General features: G+C 69.5%; 15 protein-coding genes and 1 pseudogene. 8 read left to right on the forward strand and 8 right to left on the reverse strand.

What is annotated here, in order from left to right:
- The first annotated feature begins 97 nt into the window (after nt 1-97).
- The 5 genes and pseudogenes from AC07AG_RS24790 (at nt 98) to AC07AG_RS24810 (ending at nt 9,395) form a co-directional block, all read left to right on the forward strand.
- Nucleotides 98-1,636 (forward strand): cytochrome ubiquinol oxidase subunit I, encoded by a 1,539-nt coding sequence (locus AC07AG_RS24790; protein WP_478757727.1) that lies wholly within the window; start codon nt 98-100, stop codon nt 1,634-1,636.
- Between the two features lie 14 nt (nt 1,637-1,650).
- On the forward strand, nt 1,651-2,655 hold the full coding sequence (cydB, locus tag AC07AG_RS24795; RefSeq protein ID WP_478757728.1) for a cytochrome d ubiquinol oxidase subunit II: 1,005 nt from the start codon (nt 1,651-1,653) through the stop codon (nt 2,653-2,655).
- A gap of 64 nt (nt 2,656-2,719) precedes the next feature.
- The gene (cydD, locus tag AC07AG_RS24800) at nt 2,720-6,382 is read left to right on the forward strand and encodes a thiol reductant ABC exporter subunit CydD (protein ID WP_478757730.1); all 3,663 of its coding nucleotides are present in this window, start codon (nt 2,720-2,722) and stop codon (nt 6,380-6,382) included.
- Nucleotides 6,383-6,485: 103 nt separating this feature from the next.
- Complete coding sequence (locus AC07AG_RS24805; protein WP_478757732.1) at nt 6,486-8,222, forward strand: GAF domain-containing sensor histidine kinase; 1,737 nt, start codon at nt 6,486-6,488, stop codon at nt 8,220-8,222.
- 130 nt (nt 8,223-8,352) lie between these two features.
- Nucleotides 8,353-9,395, forward strand: a pseudogene (locus tag AC07AG_RS24810) (M23 family metallopeptidase).
- Nucleotides 9,396-9,438: 43 nt separating this feature from the next.
- Here AC07AG_RS24810 and AC07AG_RS24815 read toward each other — a convergent pair.
- The 8 genes from AC07AG_RS24815 to AC07AG_RS24850 all read right to left on the reverse strand — a co-directional run bounded on the left by AC07AG_RS24815 (nt 9,439) and on the right by AC07AG_RS24850 (nt 17,336).
- On the reverse strand, nt 9,439-10,326 hold the full coding sequence (locus AC07AG_RS24815; protein WP_478757734.1) for a Cof-type HAD-IIB family hydrolase: 888 nt from the start codon (nt 10,324-10,326) through the stop codon (nt 9,439-9,441).
- Between the two features lie 61 nt (nt 10,327-10,387).
- A complete protein-coding gene (locus tag AC07AG_RS24820) occupies nt 10,388-11,311 on the reverse strand; it encodes an LLM class flavin-dependent oxidoreductase (RefSeq protein ID WP_478757736.1) in 924 nt (307 codons plus the stop codon).
- Nucleotides 11,312-11,364: 53 nt separating this feature from the next.
- Nucleotides 11,365-11,814 (reverse strand): hypothetical protein, encoded by a 450-nt coding sequence (locus AC07AG_RS24825; RefSeq protein WP_478757738.1) that lies wholly within the window; start codon nt 11,812-11,814, stop codon nt 11,365-11,367.
- A 107-nt stretch (nt 11,815-11,921) separates the two neighbouring features.
- Nucleotides 11,922-12,572 (reverse strand): RNA 2'-phosphotransferase, encoded by a 651-nt coding sequence (locus AC07AG_RS24830; RefSeq protein ID WP_478757739.1) that lies wholly within the window; start codon nt 12,570-12,572, stop codon nt 11,922-11,924.
- Between the two features lie 150 nt (nt 12,573-12,722).
- Nucleotides 12,723-13,712 (reverse strand): MerR family transcriptional regulator, encoded by a 990-nt coding sequence (locus AC07AG_RS24835; protein ID WP_478757924.1) that lies wholly within the window; start codon nt 13,710-13,712, stop codon nt 12,723-12,725.
- A 65-nt stretch (nt 13,713-13,777) separates the two neighbouring features.
- Nucleotides 13,778-14,710 (reverse strand): metal-dependent hydrolase, encoded by a 933-nt coding sequence (locus tag AC07AG_RS24840; protein ID WP_478757740.1) that lies wholly within the window; start codon nt 14,708-14,710, stop codon nt 13,778-13,780.
- Nucleotides 14,707-16,488, reverse strand: coding sequence for an SDR family oxidoreductase (locus AC07AG_RS24845; RefSeq protein ID WP_478757742.1), 1,782 nt, complete (start codon nt 16,486-16,488; stop codon nt 14,707-14,709). Before AC07AG_RS24845 ends, AC07AG_RS24840 begins: the two co-directional genes overlap by 4 nt.
- Nucleotides 16,485-17,336 (reverse strand): M24 family metallopeptidase, encoded by an 852-nt coding sequence (locus AC07AG_RS24850; RefSeq protein WP_478757744.1) that lies wholly within the window; start codon nt 17,334-17,336, stop codon nt 16,485-16,487. The genes AC07AG_RS24845 and AC07AG_RS24850 overlap by 4 nt, the downstream gene beginning before the upstream one ends.
- 253 nt (nt 17,337-17,589) lie before the next feature.
- Here AC07AG_RS24850 and AC07AG_RS24855 point away from each other — a divergent pair, with 253 nt between their 5' ends.
- From AC07AG_RS24855 to AC07AG_RS24865, 3 genes are read left to right on the forward strand one after another with little or no spacing between them, the layout of a single operon-like run.
- Nucleotides 17,590-18,615 carry an ABC transporter ATP-binding protein gene (locus AC07AG_RS24855; protein ID WP_478757925.1) on the forward strand — a complete coding sequence of 342 codons (1,026 nt, stop codon included), beginning with the start codon at nt 17,590-17,592 and terminating at the stop codon, nt 18,613-18,615.
- Nucleotides 18,605-19,510: an ABC transporter permease gene (locus AC07AG_RS24860; RefSeq protein WP_478757745.1), complete on the forward strand. Its 906-nt coding sequence runs from the start codon at nt 18,605-18,607 to the stop codon at nt 19,508-19,510. The genes AC07AG_RS24855 and AC07AG_RS24860 overlap by 11 nt, the downstream gene beginning before the upstream one ends.
- Nucleotides 19,507-20,418, forward strand: a complete 912-nt coding sequence (locus AC07AG_RS24865) for an ABC transporter ATP-binding protein (protein ID WP_478757747.1) — start codon at nt 19,507-19,509, stop codon at nt 20,416-20,418. Before AC07AG_RS24860 ends, AC07AG_RS24865 begins: the two co-directional genes overlap by 4 nt.
- Nucleotides 20,419-20,423: the final 5 nt, after the last annotated feature.

Consider the following 20,423-nt stretch of genomic DNA (forward strand, 5'->3'; position numbering starts at 1 on the left):
GTGAACGCGTTCACAAGCGTGTCCCGATTGGTCCCAAGGTAAGTGGGATTAAAGGGGCAAACTGCCGATGTGATCACGGCCGTAAGGAGAAGTCGACGTGGATCTGGCTCTAGCGCCTGAGACCTTGGCGCGATGGCAGTTCGGCATCACCACCGTCTACCACTTCCTGTTCGTCCCTCTGACGATCTCGCTGGCCGCCCTCACGGCGATCCTGGAGACCGCTTGGGTACGCACGGGCAAGGAGCACTACCTCAGGGCGACCAAGTTCTGGGGAAAGCTGTTCCTGATCAACATCGCGATGGGTGTCGTCACCGGCATCGTCCAGGAGTTCCAGTTCGGCATGAACTGGTCCGACTACTCGCGCTTCGTCGGTGACATCTTCGGGGCGCCACTCGCCTTCGAGGCGCTCATCGCGTTCTTCTTCGAGTCGACCTTCATCGGCCTGTGGATCTTCGGCTGGGACAAGCTCCCGAAGAAGCTGCACTGCGCCACGATCTGGATCGTCTCCGCCGGAACGATCGCGTCGGCGTACTTCATCATCGCGGCCAACGCCTTTATGCAGCACCCGGTCGGCTACAAGATCGTGGAGCGGGACGGCACCAAGCGCGCGGAGCTCACCGACTTCTCGAAGGTGCTCTTCCAGGAGACGACGCTCGTCAACTTCGCCCATGTCATCTCGGCGGCCGTCCTGGTCGGCGGCGCCTTCATGACCGGCATCGCGATCTTCCACCTGCGCAAGAAGCAGCACATCCGCACCATGCGGATGTCGATGCGGCTCGGCCTCGTCACCGCGTTCGTCGGCACCCTGCTCACCGTGGTCAGCGCCGACACCCTCGGCAAGGTCATGTACGAGCAGCAGCCGATGAAGATGTCGGCCGCCGAGGCCCTGTGGGAGTCGGAGAAGCCCGCGCCGTTCTCGCTCTTCGCGTACGGAGATGTGTCCAAGGGGCACAACGACGTGGCCATCGAGATCCCCGGAATACTGTCCTTCCTCGCCAAGAACAACTTCAGCGCAGAGATCCCCGGCATCAACGACCTCAACAAGGAGGCGCAGGAGAAGTTCGGGCCCGGCGACTACCGGCCCAACATCCCCACCGCCTACTGGTCCTACCGCTGGATGATCGGCTTCGGCGGGGTCTCGATGGCCCTGTGCACCGCCGGACTCTGGCTCACGCGGAAGAAGTTCTGGCTCGCGCCGGAGCACCGCACGGGCGAGGACGACGTGCCGAAGCTCATGTTCACCAAGAACAAGGAGCTGACGCCGAAGCTCGGCAACTGGTGGTGGCGGCTCTCCCAGTGGACGCTGATCTTCCCTCTCATCGGCACCGCCTGGGGCTGGATCTTCACCGAGACCGGGCGTCAGCCCTGGGTGGTCTACGGCGTCCTGAAGACGAGGGACGCGGTCTCGCCGGGGGTTTCGCAGGGTGAGGTGATCACCTCACTGGTCGTGTTCACCGCGATCTACGCCATCCTCGCCGTGATCGAGGTGAAGCTGCTGCTCAAGTACATCAAGCAGGGGCCGCCCGAGCTCACCGAGGCCGACCTCAACCCGCCCACCAAGATCGGCGGTCCGGGAGCGGGATCGGGCTCGGACAGTGACGAAGACGCCGACCGGCCCATGGCCTTCTCGTACTGAGGGAGTTGATCGATATGGAACTTCACGACGTCTGGTTCGTGCTGATCGCCGTCCTGTGGATCGGCTACTTCTTCCTGGAGGGCTTCGACTTCGGGATCGGCATCCTCACCAAGCTGCTCGCCCGTGACCGGGTCGAGAAGCGGGTCCTCATCAACACCATCGGTCCCGTCTGGGACGGCAACGAGGTGTGGCTGCTCACGGCGGGCGGCGCGACCTTCGCTGCCTTCCCCGAGTGGTACGCGACGCTCTTCTCCGGCTTCTATCTGCCGCTTCTGATCATCCTGCTCTGCCTGATCGTGCGTGGTGTCGCCTTCGAGTACCGGGCGAAGCGGCCTGAGGAGAAGTGGCAGCGCAACTGGGAGCAGGCCATCTTCTGGACCTCGCTGATCCCGGCGGTGATGTGGGGCGTGGCCTTCGCCAACATCGTGCGCGGCGTGAAGATCGACGCCCACAAGGAGTTCGTGGGCGACTTCTGGGACCTGCTCAACCCGTACGCGATCCTGGGCGGCCTGGTCACCCTGACGTTGTTCACCTTCCACGGCGCGGTGTTCGCCTCGCTCAAGACGGTGGGGGACATCCGGGTGCGGGCGCGGAAGCTGGCGCTCGGGCTCGGTCTGGTGACCGCTGTCCTGGCGCTCGGGTTCCTGATCTGGACGCAGGCGGACAACGGCGACGGCAAGAGCCTGGTCGCGATGATCGTGGCCGTGGTCGCGCTGGTCGGTGCCATCGGGGCGATCAAGGTGGGGCGCGAGGGCTGGTCGTTCGCCCTCTCGGGCATCACGATCGCGGCCGCCGTCGCGATGCTCTTCCTGACGCTCTTCCCGAACGTCATGCCGTCGTCGCTGAACGAGGAGTGGAACCTCACGGTCACCAACGCCTCGTCGAGTCCCTACACCCTGAAGATCATGACCTGGTGTGCGGGCATCGCGACGCCGATCGTGCTGCTCTACCAGTCGTGGACCTACTGGGTGTTCCGCAAGCGGATCGGGACGCAGCACATTGCGGATTCAGCGCACTGAGTTCGTCCGCTCCTGTTGGTAGGTCCCCGAGTCTTCTTCCGGTCCCTCGGAGGGTGTGTTTCACGTGAAACCAATCGACCCGCGTCTGCTCCGGTACGCCCGTGCCACTCGGTTCTTCCTGATCGCGGTGGTGGTTCTCGGCGTCGCCGGGGCGGGCCTTGTCGTGGCCCAGGCGATGCTCATCGCCGAGATCGTGGTCGGGGCCTTCCAGAAGGGGCTCGCCCTCGGTGACTTGGGGACGCCGTTCGTCCTGCTCGCGGTGGTCGCGGCGGGGAGAGCCCTGGTCGCCTGGCTGACCGAGCTCGCCGCACACCGGGCGAGCGCGGCGGTGAAGTCGGAGCTGCGGGGGCGGCTTCTCGACCGTGCGGGGCAGTTGGGGCCGGGCTGGTTGACCGGCCAGCGGACGGGTTCGCTGGTCTCGCTGGCCACGCGGGGCGTGGACGCGCTCGACGACTACTTCTCGCGCTATCTGCCGCAGTTGGGGCTCGCGGTCGTGGTGCCGGTGGCGGTGCTCGCGCGGATCGTCACCGAGGACTGGGTGTCGGCGGCGATCATCGTCGTGACGCTGCCGCTGATCCCGGTCTTCATGATCCTGATCGGCATGGCGACCCAGAACCGGATGGACCGTCAGTGGCGGCTTCTCTCCCGCCTGTCGGGGCACTTCCTGGACGTGGTGGCGGGGCTGCCGACCCTGAAGGTGTTCGGGCGCGCCAAGGCGCAGGCCGAGTCGATCCGGCAGATCACGGGCGAGTACCGGCAGGCGACGATGCGTACGTTGCGCATCGCCTTCCTGTCGTCGTTCGCGCTCGAACTCCTCGCGACGCTGTCCGTGGCGCTGGTCGCGGTGACGATCGGGATGCGGCTCGTCCACGGCGACATGGATCTGTACGTGGGTCTGGTGATCCTGATCCTCGCGCCCGAGGCCTATCTGCCGCTGCGTCAGGTCGGTGCGCAGTACCACGCGGCGGCGGAGGGGCTCTCCGCCGCCGAGGAGATCTTCGAGGTCCTCGAGGCTCCGGTGCGGGCCGCCGGGGAGGCGGCGGCGCCTTCGGGGACGTTGAGCGTGGAGGGCGTGACGGTCCGGTATCCGGGGCGCGCGTCGGACGCGGTCTCCGAGGTGTCGTTCGCGGTGGAGTCCGGTGAGACCGTGGCGTTGGTCGGGCCCAGCGGGGTGGGCAAGTCGACGCTCCTGGACGTGATCCTCGGGTTCGTCGAGCCTGCCGAGGGCCGGGTGTGCGTCGGGGGCGTCGACCTGGCCGAGGTCGCGCCGGAGCGGTGGCGCGAGCGGATCGCCTGGGTTCCGCAGCGGCCGCACCTGTACGCGGGTTCCATCGCGGAGAACGTACGGCTCGCGCGGCCGGACGCGGACGACGCCTCCGTGCGGGACGCGTTGAGGGCGGCGGGCGCCTGGGAGTTCGTCTCCGCGCTGCCGGGTGGTGTGGAGACGCTGCTCGGCGAGGACGGGGCCGGGCTCTCCGCCGGGCAGCGGCAGCGGCTCGCGCTGGCTCGGGCGTTTCTGGCCGACCGGCCCGTGGTCCTCCTTGACGAGCCGACCGCGGCTCTGGACGGGGAGACCGAGGCGGGGGTCGTCGAGGCGGTTCGGCGGCTGGCCGTGGGGCGGACCGTGCTGCTGGTCGTGCACCGGCCCGCGTTGTTGGGGGTTGCGGATCGGGTCGTGCGGCTGGATGCCGTGGGCGGTCAGCCGTGCCACCGGCTGGATGCCGTGGGCGGCCTGCAGCCGGGGCCTGGCCTGTCGGTTCCGGTGTCCGCAGAGCTTGCGCGCGACGGGAGCGTTCAGGCTCCTTCCGGGGCGGGGAGCGTCCCGGCTCCCTCCGGGGCGGCGGATGAACCCTTCGGGGTGGCGGACGAACTCCTCGGGGCGACGGACGAGCGGTTCGGAGCGGCGGACGAAGTCTTCCGCGACGCCGTGGTTCCGGGTGCTCCGGTGGGCGGGTGGGAGAGGAACCACCCGAAGGGCGGGGTCTTTGCCCGGCTGCGGGGAATGGCCCAGCAGCGCAAGGGCAAGCTCGCTCTCGCTCTCCTGCTTGGGTCCCTCGCCATCGGCAGCTCCGTGGGGCTGATGGCCACCTCCGGGTGGCTGATCAGCCGGGCGTCCGAGCAGCCTCCGGTGATGTACCTGATGATCGCCGTGACGGCGACCCGCGCCTTCGGCATGGGCCGCGCCGTCTTCCGCTACGCGGAGCGCCTCGTCTCGCACGAAGCCGTCCTGCGGATGCTGGCCGACACCCGCGTGGCCGTCTACCGGCGCCTGGAGCGCCTCGCCCCGGCCGGGCTGGGGAAGACCCGCCGCGGCGACCTGCTCTCCCGCCTTGTCGCCGACGTGGACGCCCTGCAGGACTACTGGCTGCGCTGGCTCCTGCCCGCGTCGGCCGCCGCAGCCGTGGGCGCCGGAGCCGTGGGCTTCACCGCCTGGCTGCTGCCCGAGGCGGGCGCGGCGCTCGCCGTCGGTCTGCTCATCGCCGGAGTGGGCGTACCGCTGCTCTCCGGAGCCGTCGCCCGCCGCGCCGAGCGGAAGCTGGCCCCCGCGCGCGGGGTGCTCGCGACCCGCGTGGCCGATCTCCTCACCGGCACCGCCGAGTTGACGGTCGCCGGCGCGCTGGACCGGCGTACGGCCAAGGCGAAGGAAGCCGACGCCGAGCTGACCCGGATCGCGTCGCGCACCGCCACGGCCACCGCGCTCGGCGACGGGCTCGGCGCGCTCGCCACCGGTCTCACCGTGGCCGCCGCCGCTCTCGTCGGCGTACCGGCGGTGCACGACGGGCGGCTCAGCGGCGTCGCGCTCGCCGTCGTCGTCCTGACCCCGCTCGCCGCCTTCGAGGCGGTCCTGGGTCTTCCGCTCGCCGTGCAGTACCGCCAGCGGGTCAGGAAGAGCGCCGAGCGCGTCTACGAGGTCCTCGACGCCCCGGAGCCGGTACCCGAGCCCGCCGTCCCCGCACAGCGCCCGCAGACGCCCTTCCCGCTCCGTGTCGAGGGTCTGCACGCCCGGTACGAGGGGCAGGACCGGGACGCGCTCGCCGGCGTCGGCCTGACGCTGGAGCGCGGACGGCGCATCGCGGTGGTCGGCCCATCGGGTTCCGGCAAGACGACGCTCGCCCAGGTGCTGCTGCGCTTCCTGGGGACGAGCGAGGGAACGTACAGCCTGGGCGGCACGGACGCGGCCACGCTGGACGGCGACACCGTGCGTGAACTCGTCGGGCTCTGCGCGCAGGACGCGCACATCTTCGACAGCTCCGTACGCGAGAACCTGCTCATCGCGCGCAAGGGCGCAAGCGACGACGAACTGCGCGGCGCCCTCGCGCGGGCCCGGCTGAGGGAGTGGACGGACTCGCTGCCCGACGGGCTCGACACCCTGGTCGGCGAGCACGGGGCCCGTCTCTCCGGCGGCCAGCGGCAGCGCATCGCGCTGGCCCGCGCGCTGCTGGCCGACTTCCCCGTCCTCGTCCTGGACGAGCCGGCCGAACACCTCGACCTGCCGACCGCCGACGCCCTCACCGAAGATCTCCTCGCCGCCACCGCGGGGCGTACGACCCTGCTCATCACGCACCGGCTCGCCGGGCTCGACGCGGTGGACGAAGTGATCGTCCTGGACGCGGGTCACGTGGTGCAGCGCGGTGCCTACGCGGACCTCGTGCTGGAGGAGGGGCCGCTGCGGCGCATGCTGGAGCGGGAGCGGGCCGCGGACCTGCTGGTGACGGCCACCGGGTAGTGGCCGCTGGGTAGCGGCCACTAGGTAGGCGTGCGGGGTCGCGGGGCGGCCGGGCATCGGCCCCGACTTTCCTCGCCAAATAGGACTAACTACTCTCAAAGGCATGTCAGCCCCCTCGGCCTCCGCCGCCTCTCCGCAACCCGACGGCACATCGGACCCGATCGAGGCGGCGAAGCAGGCGACCCGCGGCCTCCAGGGGCTCTCCCCCGAGCTGACCGCGCGCGTGCCACAGCTGCTCGAAGCGATGCGCTCCGTCGGCGCAGGGCTCGAACTGCACACCACGCTGGACCGCATCTGCGAGACGGCCGCCGAGCTCGCGGACGCCCACTACGCGGCGATCGGCGTCGTCTCCGAAGACGGCAAGGGCCTCTCCGACTTCGTCTACTTCGGCATCGACGAACAGACCGCCGAGCGGATCGGGCGTCTGCCCGACGGACACAAGGGGCTGCTCGGCGCGCTCATCCACCAGCCGGAGACCCTGCGCCTCGCGGACCTGTCCACCGACCCGCGCTCGTGCGGTTTCCCCGCCCATCACCCGCCGATGCGGACCTTCCTCGGCGTCCCCATCCGCGTCCAGGGCGAGATCTTCGGCAACCTCTATCTGACGGAGAAGCGGGGCGGCGACGACTTCAACGAGTACGACGTGCACATGGTCCGCGTGCTCGCGACGGAGGCGGGCATCGCCATCGGCAACGCCCGCCTCTATGAAGCCGCCATGCAGCGCGAACGCTGGATCGACGGCTCCGTGGCGGTCACCACGGCGCTGCTCTCGGGCAGCGACGCGGAGGAGGCGCTCGCCGTCGTCGCCGAACAGGCCCGCCATCTCGCCGATTCGGCCGCCGGGATCGTGCTCCTGCCCGACGACGAGGGCGGCATGGAGATCGTCGCCGTCTCCTCGGACGAACCCTCCGGGATGCTCGGCGTGGTCGTTCCCCCGGAGTCCCGGATCATCACCGATCTGCTCGCCGGGGACTCCGTGTTCCTCGACGACGCGGCCACGGATCCGCGCGTCATGACCGAATTCGCCCGCGACTACGGCCCCGTCATGATGCTGCCGCTCCAGAGCGACGGCCGCGTCATGGGGACGCTCGTCACGCCACGCGCGCGTGGCGCGCGGCAGTTCAGCGAGACCGAGCGGACCCTCGCCACCCAGTTCGCCTCGCAGGCCGCGCTCGCGCTGATGATGGCCGAGGCACAGCGCGACCGCGAACGGCTCGCGGTGTACGAGGACCGCGACCGGATCGCGCGGGACCTGCACGACCTGGTCATCCAGCGCCTGTTCGCCACCGGGATGATGCTGGAGAGCGCCCAGCGCAGGTCCGTCGTGCCCGAGGTGCAGACGGGCGTGGGCAAGGCCGTCGACGAGCTCGACGTGACGATCCAGGAGATCCGTACGGCGATCTTCGCCTTGCAGCAGGGTCCGGCCGAGGCTCCCTCCGGGCTGCGTACGCGTGTCCTGCGCGAGATCAACATGGCCGCGGTGCCGCTCGGCTTCAAGCCCTCGCACCACTTCGTGGGACCCGTCGACACGGTGGTCGGCGAGCTCACCGGCAAGAACCTCATCGCGGCGCTGCGCGAGGCGCTGTCCAACGCGTTCCGGCACGCGGGCGCCGACCGCATCGATGTCGTCGTCGACGGGACGGTGACCCTCCCCGACGGGCAGCAGGGCGTACGCCTGACGGTGTCGGACGACGGGGTGGGCATCGCGCAGGGCGGCCGGCGCAGCGGCCTGAAGAACCTCAAGAGGCGGGCGGAGTCGCTCGGCGGGGACAGTTGGTACGGGAGCGGCATCGGGGAGGACGGCGGCGGCACGACGGTGGTGTGGCAGGCGCCGTTCTGACAGCCCCGCGAACAGGGCGCCTGCGGGCCCCTGTTCGGCCGTACGGCAGTGGTCCGTTCGGGGCACCGGGTGCCCCGGGTGTACGAGTTGAGCAGGACCCCGCGACGGGGGCAGGGCAACGATCCCTGACATGCGCTTGAGCCACCGCGGTACCCACCACCCGCTCCTCACCGTGTCGGTGCTGCTGTGCGCGCTCCTGTGCCCCACGCCCGCCGACGCCTCCGAAGGGCCGGGCACGAGCGCCGAGGTGGCGCGCCTCTACGAAGAGGCATCCGCGGCGACCGTGCGCTACGAAGCGGGGCAGCGTGCCGCCGAGGCGCAGCACAAGAAGGTCCGGAAACTGGACCGGCTCCTCACGAAGGAACAGCACGCGGTCGATGTGCTGCACGGAGACCTCGGCCGGATGGCCAGCGCCCAGTACCGCAGCGGCGGTGACCTCCCCCAGACCGCCCAACTCCTGCTCGCCGACAGCCCCGAAGAGCTGATGCGCGGTCAGCGGCTGCTGTGGCAGGCGGATCTCGCCGTCACCAACGCCGTCACCAAGACCCAGCGGGCCGCCACCAGGCTCGCGGACGCCAAGCGCACGGCGGACCGGGCCAGACGCACACTGGACCGGCGCAACGCGAGCCTCGCGAAGCTGAAGCGCGGGATCGAGAGCAAGCTGGAGTCGGCGCAGTGGACGCTGCAGGGGGTGAGGCCGACCGGTCGGTCGCCGCCGGGCAGTGCAGGGGCGCCGTACGCCTGGATCAGCCGGAATCGTCCTCCACGCGCGCGTGGGTTCCGCCCGTGGAGATGTACGAACTGTCGGCGGGCTTCGACAGTGCGGGTGCGCGCTGGTCGCATCGGCACACCGGGCAGGACTTCGCGGTCGGCATCGGGGCGCCGGTCCGTGCGGTCGGCGAGGGCCGGGTGGAGTCCGTGTCGTGCGGGGGAGGCTTCGGCATCGAGGTCGTGGTGGCGCACGAGGGCGGCTACTACACGCAGTACGCGCACCTGGCCGCCGTCACCGTCGACCAGGGGGAACGGGTGAGCCCCGGCCAGTGGCTCGGGCAGGCGGGCACGACCGGCAACTCGACGGGACCGCACCTGCACTTCGAGGTGCGGGTGACGCCGGATCTGGGGTCCGGGGTGGATCCGGTGAAGTGGCTGGACGAGCGGGGAGTGCGGCTCTGACCGGCACTTCACCGGATCCACTCCGGCCGCCGTCTACTAGCTCCTACTGCTCCTGTTGCTCGCTCAGGATCCGCTCGATGACGACCGCGACGCCGTCCTCGTTGTTGGCGACCGTGCGGCCCGAAGCTGCGGCGAGCACGTCCGGGTGCGCGTTGCCCATCGCGTACGAGGTGTGCGCCCAGGTGAGCATCTCGATGTCGTTCGGCATGTCCCCGAAGGCAACGACCTCCGCCGGCGTGATGCCGCGCTCGGCGCAGCACAGCTCCAGGGTGCTGGCCTTGGAGACGCCGGGGCCGCTGATCTCCAGCAGGGCACTCGGGCTCGAACGGGTGATCTCGACCTGGCCGCGCACGGCCGCGCGGGCCATGACGAGGAAGTCGTCGGGCGCGATCTCGGGGTGGAAGGCGAGGACCTTCAGGATGGGCTGGGTCGCGTTGTCGGAGTCCTCGGCGAGGAGCTTCTCCGCGGGGGCGATGCTCTCGCCGGGCTCCAGATGCAGGGGCGGGTACGTCGGTTCGTGGTGCAGTCCGCCGGTCCGCTCGACCGCGAAGGACGTGCCGGGGGCCGCCGCGCGCAGGAGTCGGACGACGTCGAGCGCGTCCTCGCGCCGCAGCTCGCGCACCTTCACGAAGCGATGGCCGCCCGAGCCGTCGTGCAGGTCGACCACGGCGGCGCCGTTCCCGCAGATGGCGAGGCCGTGGCCGTGGACGTGAGAGCTGACGACGTCCATCCAGCGGGCCGGCCGGCCGGTGACGAAGAAGACCTCGATCCCGGCCTGCTCGGCGGCGGCGAGTGCGGCGACGGTGCGGTCGGACACGGACTTGTCGTCACGCAGCAGGGTGCCGTCCAGGTCCGTGGCGATCAGCCGGGCCTTGGGCCGGTGGGGGACGGAGGCGGCCGGGGTCCTGGGCCGTGGGGTAGCTGAGGTCACGCCATCGATTGTCCCGCATATACGTGCACGGGCGTGCGCTGGGGCGCACATTTGAGTGCCATTACGCCCCTGCTGTGCTGCCTCCCAGCTGGACCAGGGCCTCCGTGGCGATCCGCTCGAAGACCTTCTCGTCGGCCGCGAAATCCGTCCCCGGCAGCGGCCAGTGCAGAACGATTTCGTTGAACCCCAGCTCAGCGTGGTTGCCGGCGAAGTCCACGAACGCGTCGAAGGAGTCGAGAGGGCGGTCCGGGGTGAAGCCGGTGAGCAGGATCTTGTCGAGCTCGGCGACATCGCGGCCGATCGCGTCGCAGGCCGTGGCCAGCTTCTCGCCCTGGCCGCGGATGGCTTGAAGTGACTGCTCGGGGGTGCCGTTCTCGAAGAGCTTCGGGTCGCCCGTGGTCACCCACGCCTGCCCGTGGCGCGCGGCGAGCTTCAGGCCGCGCGGTCCGGTGGCGGCCACCGCGAAGGGGAGCCGGGGGCGCTGGACGCAGCCCGGGATGTTCCGCACCTCGGATGCCGAGTAGTACTCGCCCTCGTACGAGACGACGTCTTCGGTGAGAAGACGGTCGAGCAGGGGCAGGAACTCGCCGAAGTGGTCGGCGCGCTCGCGCGGGGTCCAGGGCTCCTCGCCCGACCTGAGCAGTGCGGTGGCGTCGAAGCCGTTGCCGCCCGCGCCGATGCCGAGGGTGATCCGGCCGTCGGACACGTCGTCCAGCGTGATCAGGTCCTTGGCGAGGGTCACCGGGTGCCGGAAGTTCGGCGAGGTGACCAGGGTGCCGAGGCGCAGCCGGTCGGTGGCGGCCGCGGCGGCGGTCAGGGTCGGCACCGCGCCGAACCAGGGCCCGTCGCGGAAGGTCCGCCAGGAGAGGTGGTCGTAGGTGTACGCGGTGTGGAAGCCCAGCTCCTCGGCCCGCTGCCAACGCTCTTTGCCGCCCTCGTGCCAGCGGCGGACAGGCAGGATCACGGTGCTCAGACGCAAACTCATGTATCAGAGCGTATGCCCCGCGGGCCGGTCCGGCTTTCAGCGGAACCTGCTGCTCAGCCGCGGTACCTGCTGCTCAGCCAGGGGGTGAGGACGACCATCGGGATGTACTCCCTGTGCGTCTCGTCGCCCGGCAGCGGCACGATCAGGTGGTAGTCGGGAGGGAAGCGCCGTCCTTTCACGTGGGCGAGGCCGCCGAGGACCGATCGCAGGAACGGGGGCACGTGGTCGCGCGGGATGTCGGCGCATTCGACGCCCTCGACGGTGATCAGCGCGTCGTCGTCGGGGTAGAGCCGGACCGAGAGACGGGGCGAGCCGCCGAATTCCACGAAGGCCTCGTGGGGCAGTGATCCGTCGGGGTCGGTGGTCACACCGATGCCCACCGAGCTGCGGCGCGAGGTCTGGTCGGCGCCGATGTCGTGCGAGATCTCCATCTCCCGCTCGTACTCCTGGGCGATCTCACGGAGTGCGGCGAGCGCGGCCTCGGTGCTGTGCAGATGCTCCATGCCCGTCGATCCTGCCCGATCCCGCCCGGTCCTTCCTGGTCGGCGCTGGCTCGGTGCCTGGCCGGTGCCTGGCCGGTGCTTGGTCGGGTGCTTGGGCGGGTGCTTGGTCAGTGCTTGTCCGGGAAGCGGAGAAAGCCAGGGGGCACGGCGCTGGTGAGCCAGACTCCATTGGCGCTGACCTGGAACACATGTCCGTCGCGGTGCATCGCGCCCGCGTCGACGGAGAGCACGACGGGGCGCCCGCGGCGTGCGCCGACGCGGGTCGCGGTCTCGCGGTCGGGCGAGAGATGCACGGCATGGCGGTTCATGGGCCGCAGGCCTTCGGCGCGGATGGCGGCGATATTGCGGGCCACCGTGCCGTGGAAGAGATACGCGGGCGGGGTCGCCGGAGGCAGATTGAGGTCGACGTCGACGGAGTGGCCCTGACTGGCGCGGATCCGGTCGCCTTCCACGGCGAAGCGCTTCTTGTCGTTCACGGCCACCACGTGCTCCAGCTCGGCACGGGTGAAGCAGAAACCGTGCGCCGCCGCGGCGGCGATGAGGGCGTCGATCTCCGCCCAGCCGCTCTCGTCGAGAGTGAGTCCGATTCTCCCGGGCTCGTGACGCAGATGCTTTGACAGGTACTTCGACACCTTCACGGTGCGCCGGTCGGTGGCCGCTTTGTCGGAGGGGAAGCCGGAGGGGAAGTCGGAGGGGAAGTCGGAGGGCGCGTCCGAAGGCGAGTCCAAAGGCGCGTCCGAGGGGGGTTCTCTATTCATCCGTTCAGCCTCGCTCCGAACCGTTCTCCCCGCACTTGATTTTCGTCCACGGACTTTTCATCCATCACTTTTCGTCCACAGGTTTGATCCACAGCCAAGTCCAGTTATCCACAGGGGAATTGGCGATTCTGTGGACAACGACCATGCGATTCAGGCCTTTTGGCCAACAGATCCACTATTTCTATGACTTGCGGCAAGTGAGTCCAATGTCCTGGCCTGTACTTCCCGTTCAGTGGCCGCGGAGATGAACGCGGCAGCGTTCTCACGCCCAACAAGCCCCTCGACGGCCTGCATTGTCGAAGCGGGAAGAGCCACCGGAAGCGGCTCATTCGTGCGCTGGGCGGGCTGCCCCGACGTGAGGTGGTGCTGGAGGTGGCGGGTGGCGAAGAGACGCATCGCACGGGCCAGTTCGGCATCGACCGACTGCTGGGCGAGCGGCCTCAGGCGCCGCACGAGAGCGGCCGCCTCCGCCGCCTCCGCCTCGCTCGGCGGGTGAGGCCCGAGATAGCGCGCGAAGACATGCTCGGTCGTGAACTCCAGGAAACGGGCCGCTATGTGCTCGACCTGTCCTCTCAACTCCCTGAGATGGCCGGATATTGCGGACAGGGGAACACCGGCCGCGTGCAACTCCACGGCAACCGCCAGCTCTTGAGGACTCGGCACCAGGAATTCGTCGTCGCGGCCCGGCATGGGCTCGAGCACGCCGAGCGCGATCGCGTCGGCCACCGCTGCCTCGTCCGGATCGCCGCCGAACGCCGCGTCCAGCTCCGCCCGGGTCATCCGGTCGGCCTTCTCGTCCGTCCACGGGCCCTCGACCTCGGCGGCGAGCCCCAGGACACCGCTGAGCCCCCGGCCCGCGTCCCAGGCTTCGAGCAGCTCCTTGATGGAGGCCAGGGTGTAGCCCCTGTCGAGCAGATCGGCGATCTGTCTCAACCGGGCCAGATGCGCGTCGCCGTACACATTGGCCCGGCCGCGCCGCTCGGGCCGGGGGAGCAGGCCGCGGTCCTGGTAGGCGCGGATCGTACGGACCGTGGCGCCGCTGTGGTGCGCCAGGTCCTCGATGCGGTACTCCACCGGCCTGGGCTCGGTGTCGTGGTGCTCCACCGGCCTGTGGTCCGTGCCGTGGTGCTCCACCGGCATCTGTCCCGCCATCCGTTCCGCGCCCGACTGCTCGTCCACGCTCCCCGCCTCCGTAAACCCTCGTGCTAGGCGATGGCCGCGCGGCCGACCGCAGCGGCCGCGGCCCGCGCCGCGGGTGACTCCGCCAGATATTCGACGGCCTTGCGCAGCGAGCCTTCCTGCGAGGGATGGTACGACCGCCGCAGATAGCGGGGTATGGCTGTGCCGAGCTCCCGCCATGTGGGAAGCAGGCCCTTCCGGACCGCCTTGTTGTGCTCACCCAGGGAGTAGCGAAGACGGCCCGCGAGCTGAGGGTCCCGGCGCATCAGATAGGCGGTGCCCCAGACCCACAGGTACAGCATCACGGGCGCGGTGACCGTCATGCCGGCGATGCGGCGCGCATAGCGGGACAGTCCTTCGCCGCCGCAGTGCTGGTACATGTCGAAGGCGACCGAGCGGTGCTCGACCTCCTCCGCGCCGTGCCAGCGCAGCAGATCGAGCATGACCTCGTCGGCATCCGCCTGGTCCAGGCCCTCGGCGTGCAGCACCCAGTTCCCCAGGACCGCCGTGAACTGCTCGATCGCCGCGACGACCGCGAGGCGGAAGCGCAGCCACTCCTGCGTCGGTATCGGCGCGCCCAACGGCGGGTTCTCGCCGAGGAGTTTCTCGAAGAGGAAGTCGACGTACTTGGTGAAGGCGGCGGTGTCGAGCCGCTGCGCCGCCAGGTGGTCGAGCACATGCGCGTGCTGCACGCTGTGCGTGGCCTCCTGGCCCATGAACCCCTTGACGTCCTTGAGCAGCACCGCATCGGTGACCAGGGGAAGGCCTTCCTTGAAGACCTTCACGAACCACCTCTCCCCCGCCGGGAGAAGCAGATGCAGCACATTGATGACGTGGGTGGCGGTGGGCTCGTCCGGTATCCAGTGCAGCGGGGTCCGCTCCCAGTCGAACGAGACCCGGCGCGGAACGATCGTGTAGTGCTCCTCGGTGTTCGTGTCGGTGCTCTTCTCCGTGCTCACAGCGGCGGCTCCAATCGGGCGATCGCACGCAGGGCCTTGGGTGTGAAGCGGGACATGAGGTGGGCGCCGCGGGCCTCCGGGGTGACCGGGACCACGGCCTGGTTCTTGACGACCGCGCGCAGGATCGCGTCGGCGACCTTCTCCGGCGGGTAGTTCCGCAGGCCGTACAGGCGGGAGGCCTTCTTCTGGCGGCGCTTCTCCTCTTCGGCGTCGACTCCGGCGAAGTGGCTGGTCGCCGTGATGTTCGTGTTCACCAGACCCGGGCATATCGCGGAGACCCCGATGCCCTTGCCCGCCAGCTCGGCGCGCAGGCACTCGCTCAGCATCAGGACCGCCGCCTTGGACGTGCTGTAGGCGGGCAGGGCCTTGGAGGGCTGATACGCCGCAGCGGAAGCGGTGTTGACGATGTGGCCGCCCTGGCCGCGCTCTGCCATCTGCTTGCCGAAGAGCCGGCAGCCGTGGATCACGCCCCACAGATTGACGTCGAGGACCTTCTTCCAGTCCTCGGTGGTCGTGTCGAGGAACGAGCCGGAGAGGCCGATGCCCGCGTTGTTCACCAGGACGTCGACGATGCCGTACTCCCTGGCGACCTTCTCGGCGAGCTTCTCCATGGCCTGCTCGTCGGTCACGTCGACCGTCTCGCCCCAGGCTTCGGGGGCGCCGACCAGTCGGGACATCTCCGCCGTGCGCGCCGCGCTCTCCGCGTCCCGGTCGACGGCCACCACGCGCGCGCCGGCCTCGGCGAACGCGAAGGCCGTGGCCCGGCCGATGCCGCTGCCCGCGCCGGTGACCAGGACCAGCTGGCCGCCGAAGCGATCGGCGTGCTTGCCCGTGGCCACACTGTCGTTCGCGGGCACGCCGTCCTCATTGCTGGTGACGAAGTCGGTGATCCATGCCGCCAGTTGATCGGGCCGGGTGCGGGGCACCCAGTGCTTGGCGGGGATGCTGCGGCGCACCAGTTGCGGGGCCCACAGCTCCAGTTCGTCGTACAGCCGCTCCGACAGGAACATGTCGCCGGAGGGCGTGATGAGCTGCACGGGGGCGTGGGCGTAGGCGTCGGCGCGGGGCCTGCGCATCCGCGCGCGGACGTTGTCGCGGTAGAGCCATGCTCCGTGCGCGGCGTCCGAGGGCAGCGACGACGTCGGATAGTCGCCCGGAGGAACCTTCTCCATGCGCTGGAGGATCTTCGGCCACTGCTTGCCGAGGGGGCCGCGCCAGGCGAGCTCGGGGAGCACCGGGGTGTGCAGCATGTACACGTACCAGGACTTGGCGCCCTGGCCGAGGAGCTGGCCGACCTTGCGCGGTGTGGGCCGGGTCATCCGCTTCTTGATCCAGTGCCCGAAGTGATCGAGCGAGGGCCCCGACATCGAGGTGAAGGACGCGATGCGCCCCTCGGTGCGTTTGACCGTGACGAACTCCCAGGCCTGCACCGAACCCCAGTCGTGGCCGACCAGATGCACCGGCCTGTCCGGGCTCACCGCATCGGCGACGGCCATGAAGTCATCGGTCAGCTTCTCCAGCGTGAACCCGCCGCGCAGCGGCTGCGGAGCCGTCGACCTGCCGTGGCCGCGCACGTCGTAGAGCACGACATGGAAGCGGTCGGCGAGGCGCTCGGCGACCTGTGACCACACTTCCTTGGAGTCCGGATAGCCGTGGACGAGCAGCACCGTGGGCTGTGTCGGGTCGCCCAGCTCGGCGACGCACAGCTCCACTCCGCCCGTGCGCACCCAGCGCTCGCGGGCGCCCTCGATCCCCTTGCTGATTCCTTCGGTGCTCATGCGGCGGCCCTCTCCTCAGCCCAGCGCCGCACATGCGGCAGATCGTCATCCAGCCAGAACGCGCTCTGCTCGGGGTCCTTGGAGTCGGTGACGACCAGGATCTCCTCGAACTTCGCGCCCGTACCCCTGAATCCGAGGTGCGGTTCGACCGCCCAGAGCCCCGGCTGGGGCGGGTGGTCGGAGAATTTGTACGGCGACCACAGCGGAGACCAGCCGTCCCTGTGGCCATGGATCGCGTCGCTCGCCAGTCCCTTCAGGGACTGCGTGCCGAAGCCGAAGACGTGCGGCGACCTGCGGCGCTCCTTGACCCGGTCGATCTTGTGCGCGATGACGCCGAAGGGATACGCGCGATGGCGGTTGGCATAGCCCTGGCGGACCATGAGCCGGTCCACGTCCTCATAGATCTCGCGCAGCGTGCGACGCTCACGCACCTCGCGCAGCAGCAGCTCGCGGTGCGCCTCCAGGTCGGAGAGCAGCTTGTCGTGCAGGGGGTTCAGGCCCAGGCAGCCCGAGTAGCCGATGTCCGCCGTGTATCCCTTGTAGACCGGGGCCATGTCGAGGATGAAAGGCATCCCCGGCTCGAGGCGGCGGTTGGTGGGGAAGAACTGCAGCGGTATCCGGAAGTTCGCGAACGCCGTGCGGTCCCCGAACCAGGCGAAGGGCAGGTGGAACCAGTCCCGCACACCCCGCTCCCGCAGCCACTCACGCTGCATCCGCGCCGCCTCGCGCTCGGTCAAGCCCGGCTTGAGCTGAGCCGCGACCGCCTCCGCGCATTCATACGCGAGGGTCTGCACTTCCCTGAACCCCCGCAGTTCCGCGGAGAGTTCACCTGCCACCGCTGAGGTCATGCCACCGTCCGTCCGTGTCCGGGCCATCGCAGTACGCGTTCGTAACTTGACACTGATGAATGTGACAATGCTCAGCGGCTACGTCAATAGCTGTGCACGAGCCGGGCCGGACTCCGGGGTAGACCAAGGGGTATCCCCCAGGGGGCGACCTCAGGACGACCCCTACGGGCCCGTAATACCCGAGAGTGACGCGAGGACAGCACCCTGGTCTGACGCTTGATGTGGTCTGCGCCACTACCTTCGAAATGTGACTGTGATCGCGACCGAAAGCCTGAGCAAGCGGTTCCCGAGGGTGACCGCGCTTGACCGGCTCTCCATGGATATCGGGCCCGGTGTAACCGGACTCGTCGGAGCCAATGGAGCCGGCAAGTCCACACTGATCAAGATCCTGCTGGGTCTGTCCCCCGCCACGGAGGGCACCGCCGCTGTGCTCGGCCTCGACGTCGCCACCAGTGGCGGCCAGATCCGTGAGCGCGTCGGCTATATGCCCGAGCACGACTGCCTGCCGCCCGATGTGTCGGCCACCGAATTCGTCGTCCACATGGCGCGCATGTCGGGACTGCCGCCCACGGCGGCCCGCGAGCGCACCGCGGACACCCTGCGGCACGTCGGTCTTTACGAGGAGCGCTATCGCCCCATCGGGGGCTATTCGACGGGCATGAAGCAGCGCGTGAAACTCGCGCAGGCCCTCGTCCACGACCCCGACCTGGTCTTCCTGGACGAGCCGACCAACGGCCTGGACCCCGTGGGCCGTGACGAGATGCTGGGCCTCATCCGCCGCGTCCACACGGACTTCGGCATCTCCGTCCTCGTCACCTCGCACCTGCTCGGTGAGCTGGAGCGCACCTGCGACCACGTCGTTGTCATCGACGGCGGCAAGCTCCTGCGGTCCAGCTCCACCACCGACTTCACCCAGACCACCACGACGCTGGCCGTCGAGGTGACGGACACCGACGAACACCCCGACGGCACCCAGGTGTTCCGTGAGGCGCTGCAGGGACGCGGGGTCGCCACCCACGAGGGAAGCGGCCTGCCCGGCGCCGGGCACACCGTGCTGCTCGAAGCGGTCGGCGAAGAGACGTACGACCTGGTGCGTGATCTCGTCGCGGACCTCGGCCTCGGCCTGGTCCGGATGGAACAGCGCAGGCACCACATCGCGGAGGTCTTCCAGTCCGAGCAGGCAGAGCAGCCCGAGCCGTCCGGACAGCCTCAACCGTCCAAGCAGTCCAAGCAGTCCGACCAGGAAGCGCGGAAGGAGGCGGTCCGCCATGGCGGTTGAGCAGCCCCCGGCACACGCCGGCGAACAGACCCAGATCCACAACATCGGCTATCGCAAGTACGACGGAGCGCGCCTGGGCCGCGCCTATGCCCGCCGCTCACTCTTCTCCCAGAGCCTGCGCGGGGCGTACGGCCTCGGCCGCTCGGCCAAGTCCAAGGTCCTTCCCATGATCCTCTTCGCGGTGATGTGCGTCCCCGCCGCGATCATGGTGGCGGTCGCCGTGACGACAAAGGCGAACGACCTCCCCCTCGACTACACCCGCTACGCGATCGTGCTGCAGGCAGTGATCAGTCTCTATCTGGCCGCCCAGGCCCCCCAGACGGTCTCCCGCGACCTCCGCTTCAAGACCGTCCCCCTCTACTTCTCCCGCCCCATCGAGCACAGCGACTACGTACGCGCCAAGTTCGCGGCGATGGCCTCCGCCCTCTTCGTGCTCACGGCCGCACCGCTGCTCGTCCTCTACGTCGGCGCGCTGCTCGCCAAGCTCGACTTCGCGGACCAGACGAAGGGCTTCGCCCAGGGGCTCGTCTCCGTGGCGCTGCTCTCGCTCCTCTTCTCCGGCATCGCGCTCGTCATCTCGGCGATCACACCCCGCCGCGGCTTCGGGATCGCCGCCGTCATCGCCGTGCTGACCATCAGCTACGGAGCGGTGTCCACGGTCCAGGCCATCGCCTACGAACAGGGCAGCACCGACGCCATCGCCTGGCTCGGCCTCTTCTCGCCGATCACGCTCATCGACGGCGTACAGACCGCCTTCCTCGGCGCGACCTCCGCCTTCCCCGGAGGGGAAGGCCCCTCGTCCGGCACGGGCGTGGTCTACGTCATCGTCGTCCTCGCCCTCATCGCGGGCTGCTACGGCGCACTGCTGCGCCGCTACCGAAAGGTCGGGCTGTGAGCGCCATCAACATCGACCACACCTCCCGCTGGTTCGGCAACGTGGTGGCGGTCAACGACATCACGATGAACGTCGGCCCGGGCGTGACCGGCCTCCTCGGCCCGAACGGCGCGGGAAAGTCCACCCTCATCAACATGATGGGCGGCTTCCTCGCCCCCTCCACCGGCAGCGTCACCCTCGACGCCAAGCCGATCTGGCGCAACGAACAGATCTACAAGGAGATCGGCATCGTCCCCGAGCGCGAGGCGATGTACGACTTCCTCACCGGACGTGAATTCGTCGTTGCCAACGCCGAGTTGCACGGCCTGGACGAGCGGGCCGCGCACAAGGCCCTCGCCACGGTCGAGATGGAGTACGCGCAGGACCGCAAGATCTCGACGTACAGCAAGGGCATGCGCCAGCGCGTGAAGATGGCGTCCGCCCTCGTCCACGAACCCTCCGTGCTCCTGCTGGACGAGCCGTTCAACGGCATGGACCCCCGTCAGCGCATGCAGCTCATGGACCTGCTGCGGCGCATGGGAGACGAGGGCCGCACGGTCCTGTTCTCCTCGCACATCCTCGAAGAGGTCGAGCAACTGGCCTCGCACATCGAGGTGATCGTGGCAGGGCGGCACGCCGCGAGCGGCGACTTCCGCAAGATCCGCCGCCTGATGACCGACCGCCCGCACCGCTATCTGGTGCGTTCCAGCGACGACCGCGCCCTGGCCGCCGCCCTGATCGCAGACCCGTCGACGGCAGGAATCGAAGTCGACCTCAAGGAAGGCGCCCTGCGCATCCAAGCCATCGACTTCGGGCGCTTCACCGCCCTGTTGCCACGCATCGCCCGCGATCACGACATCCGGCTCCTGACGGTCTCGCCCTCGGACGAGTCCCTCGAGTCGGTCTTCTCCTATCTCGTCGCGGCCTGAAGGGA

Source organism: Streptomyces sp. NPDC044044, from assembly GCF_056434405.1.

What these genes read in the sequence shown, in the direction of transcription:
- AC07AG_RS24820 (WP_478757736.1), bottom strand. Translation starts at nt 11,311, where the DNA reads ATGAGTTTGCGTCTGAGCACCGTGATCCTGCCTGTCCGCCGCTGGCAC.
- AC07AG_RS24835 (WP_478757924.1), bottom strand. Translation starts at nt 13,712, where the DNA reads ATGCCGGTGGAGCACCACGGCACGGACCACAGGCCGGTGGAGCACCAC.
- AC07AG_RS24860 (WP_478757745.1), top strand. Translation starts at nt 18,605, where the DNA reads ATGGCGGTTGAGCAGCCCCCGGCACACGCCGGCGAACAGACCCAGATC.
- AC07AG_RS24830 (WP_478757739.1), bottom strand. Translation starts at nt 12,572, where the DNA reads ATGAATAGAGAACCCCCCTCGGACGCGCCTTTGGACTCGCCTTCGGAC.
- AC07AG_RS24850 (WP_478757744.1), bottom strand. Translation starts at nt 17,336, where the DNA reads ATGACCTCAGCGGTGGCAGGTGAACTCTCCGCGGAACTGCGGGGGTTC.
- cydB (WP_478757728.1), top strand. Translation starts at nt 1,651, where the DNA reads ATGGAACTTCACGACGTCTGGTTCGTGCTGATCGCCGTCCTGTGGATC.
- AC07AG_RS24845 (WP_478757742.1), bottom strand. Translation starts at nt 16,488, where the DNA reads ATGAGCACCGAAGGAATCAGCAAGGGGATCGAGGGCGCCCGCGAGCGC.
- AC07AG_RS24825 (WP_478757738.1), bottom strand. Translation starts at nt 11,814, where the DNA reads ATGGAGCATCTGCACAGCACCGAGGCCGCGCTCGCCGCACTCCGTGAG.
- AC07AG_RS24805 (WP_478757732.1), top strand. Translation starts at nt 6,486, where the DNA reads ATGTCAGCCCCCTCGGCCTCCGCCGCCTCTCCGCAACCCGACGGCACA.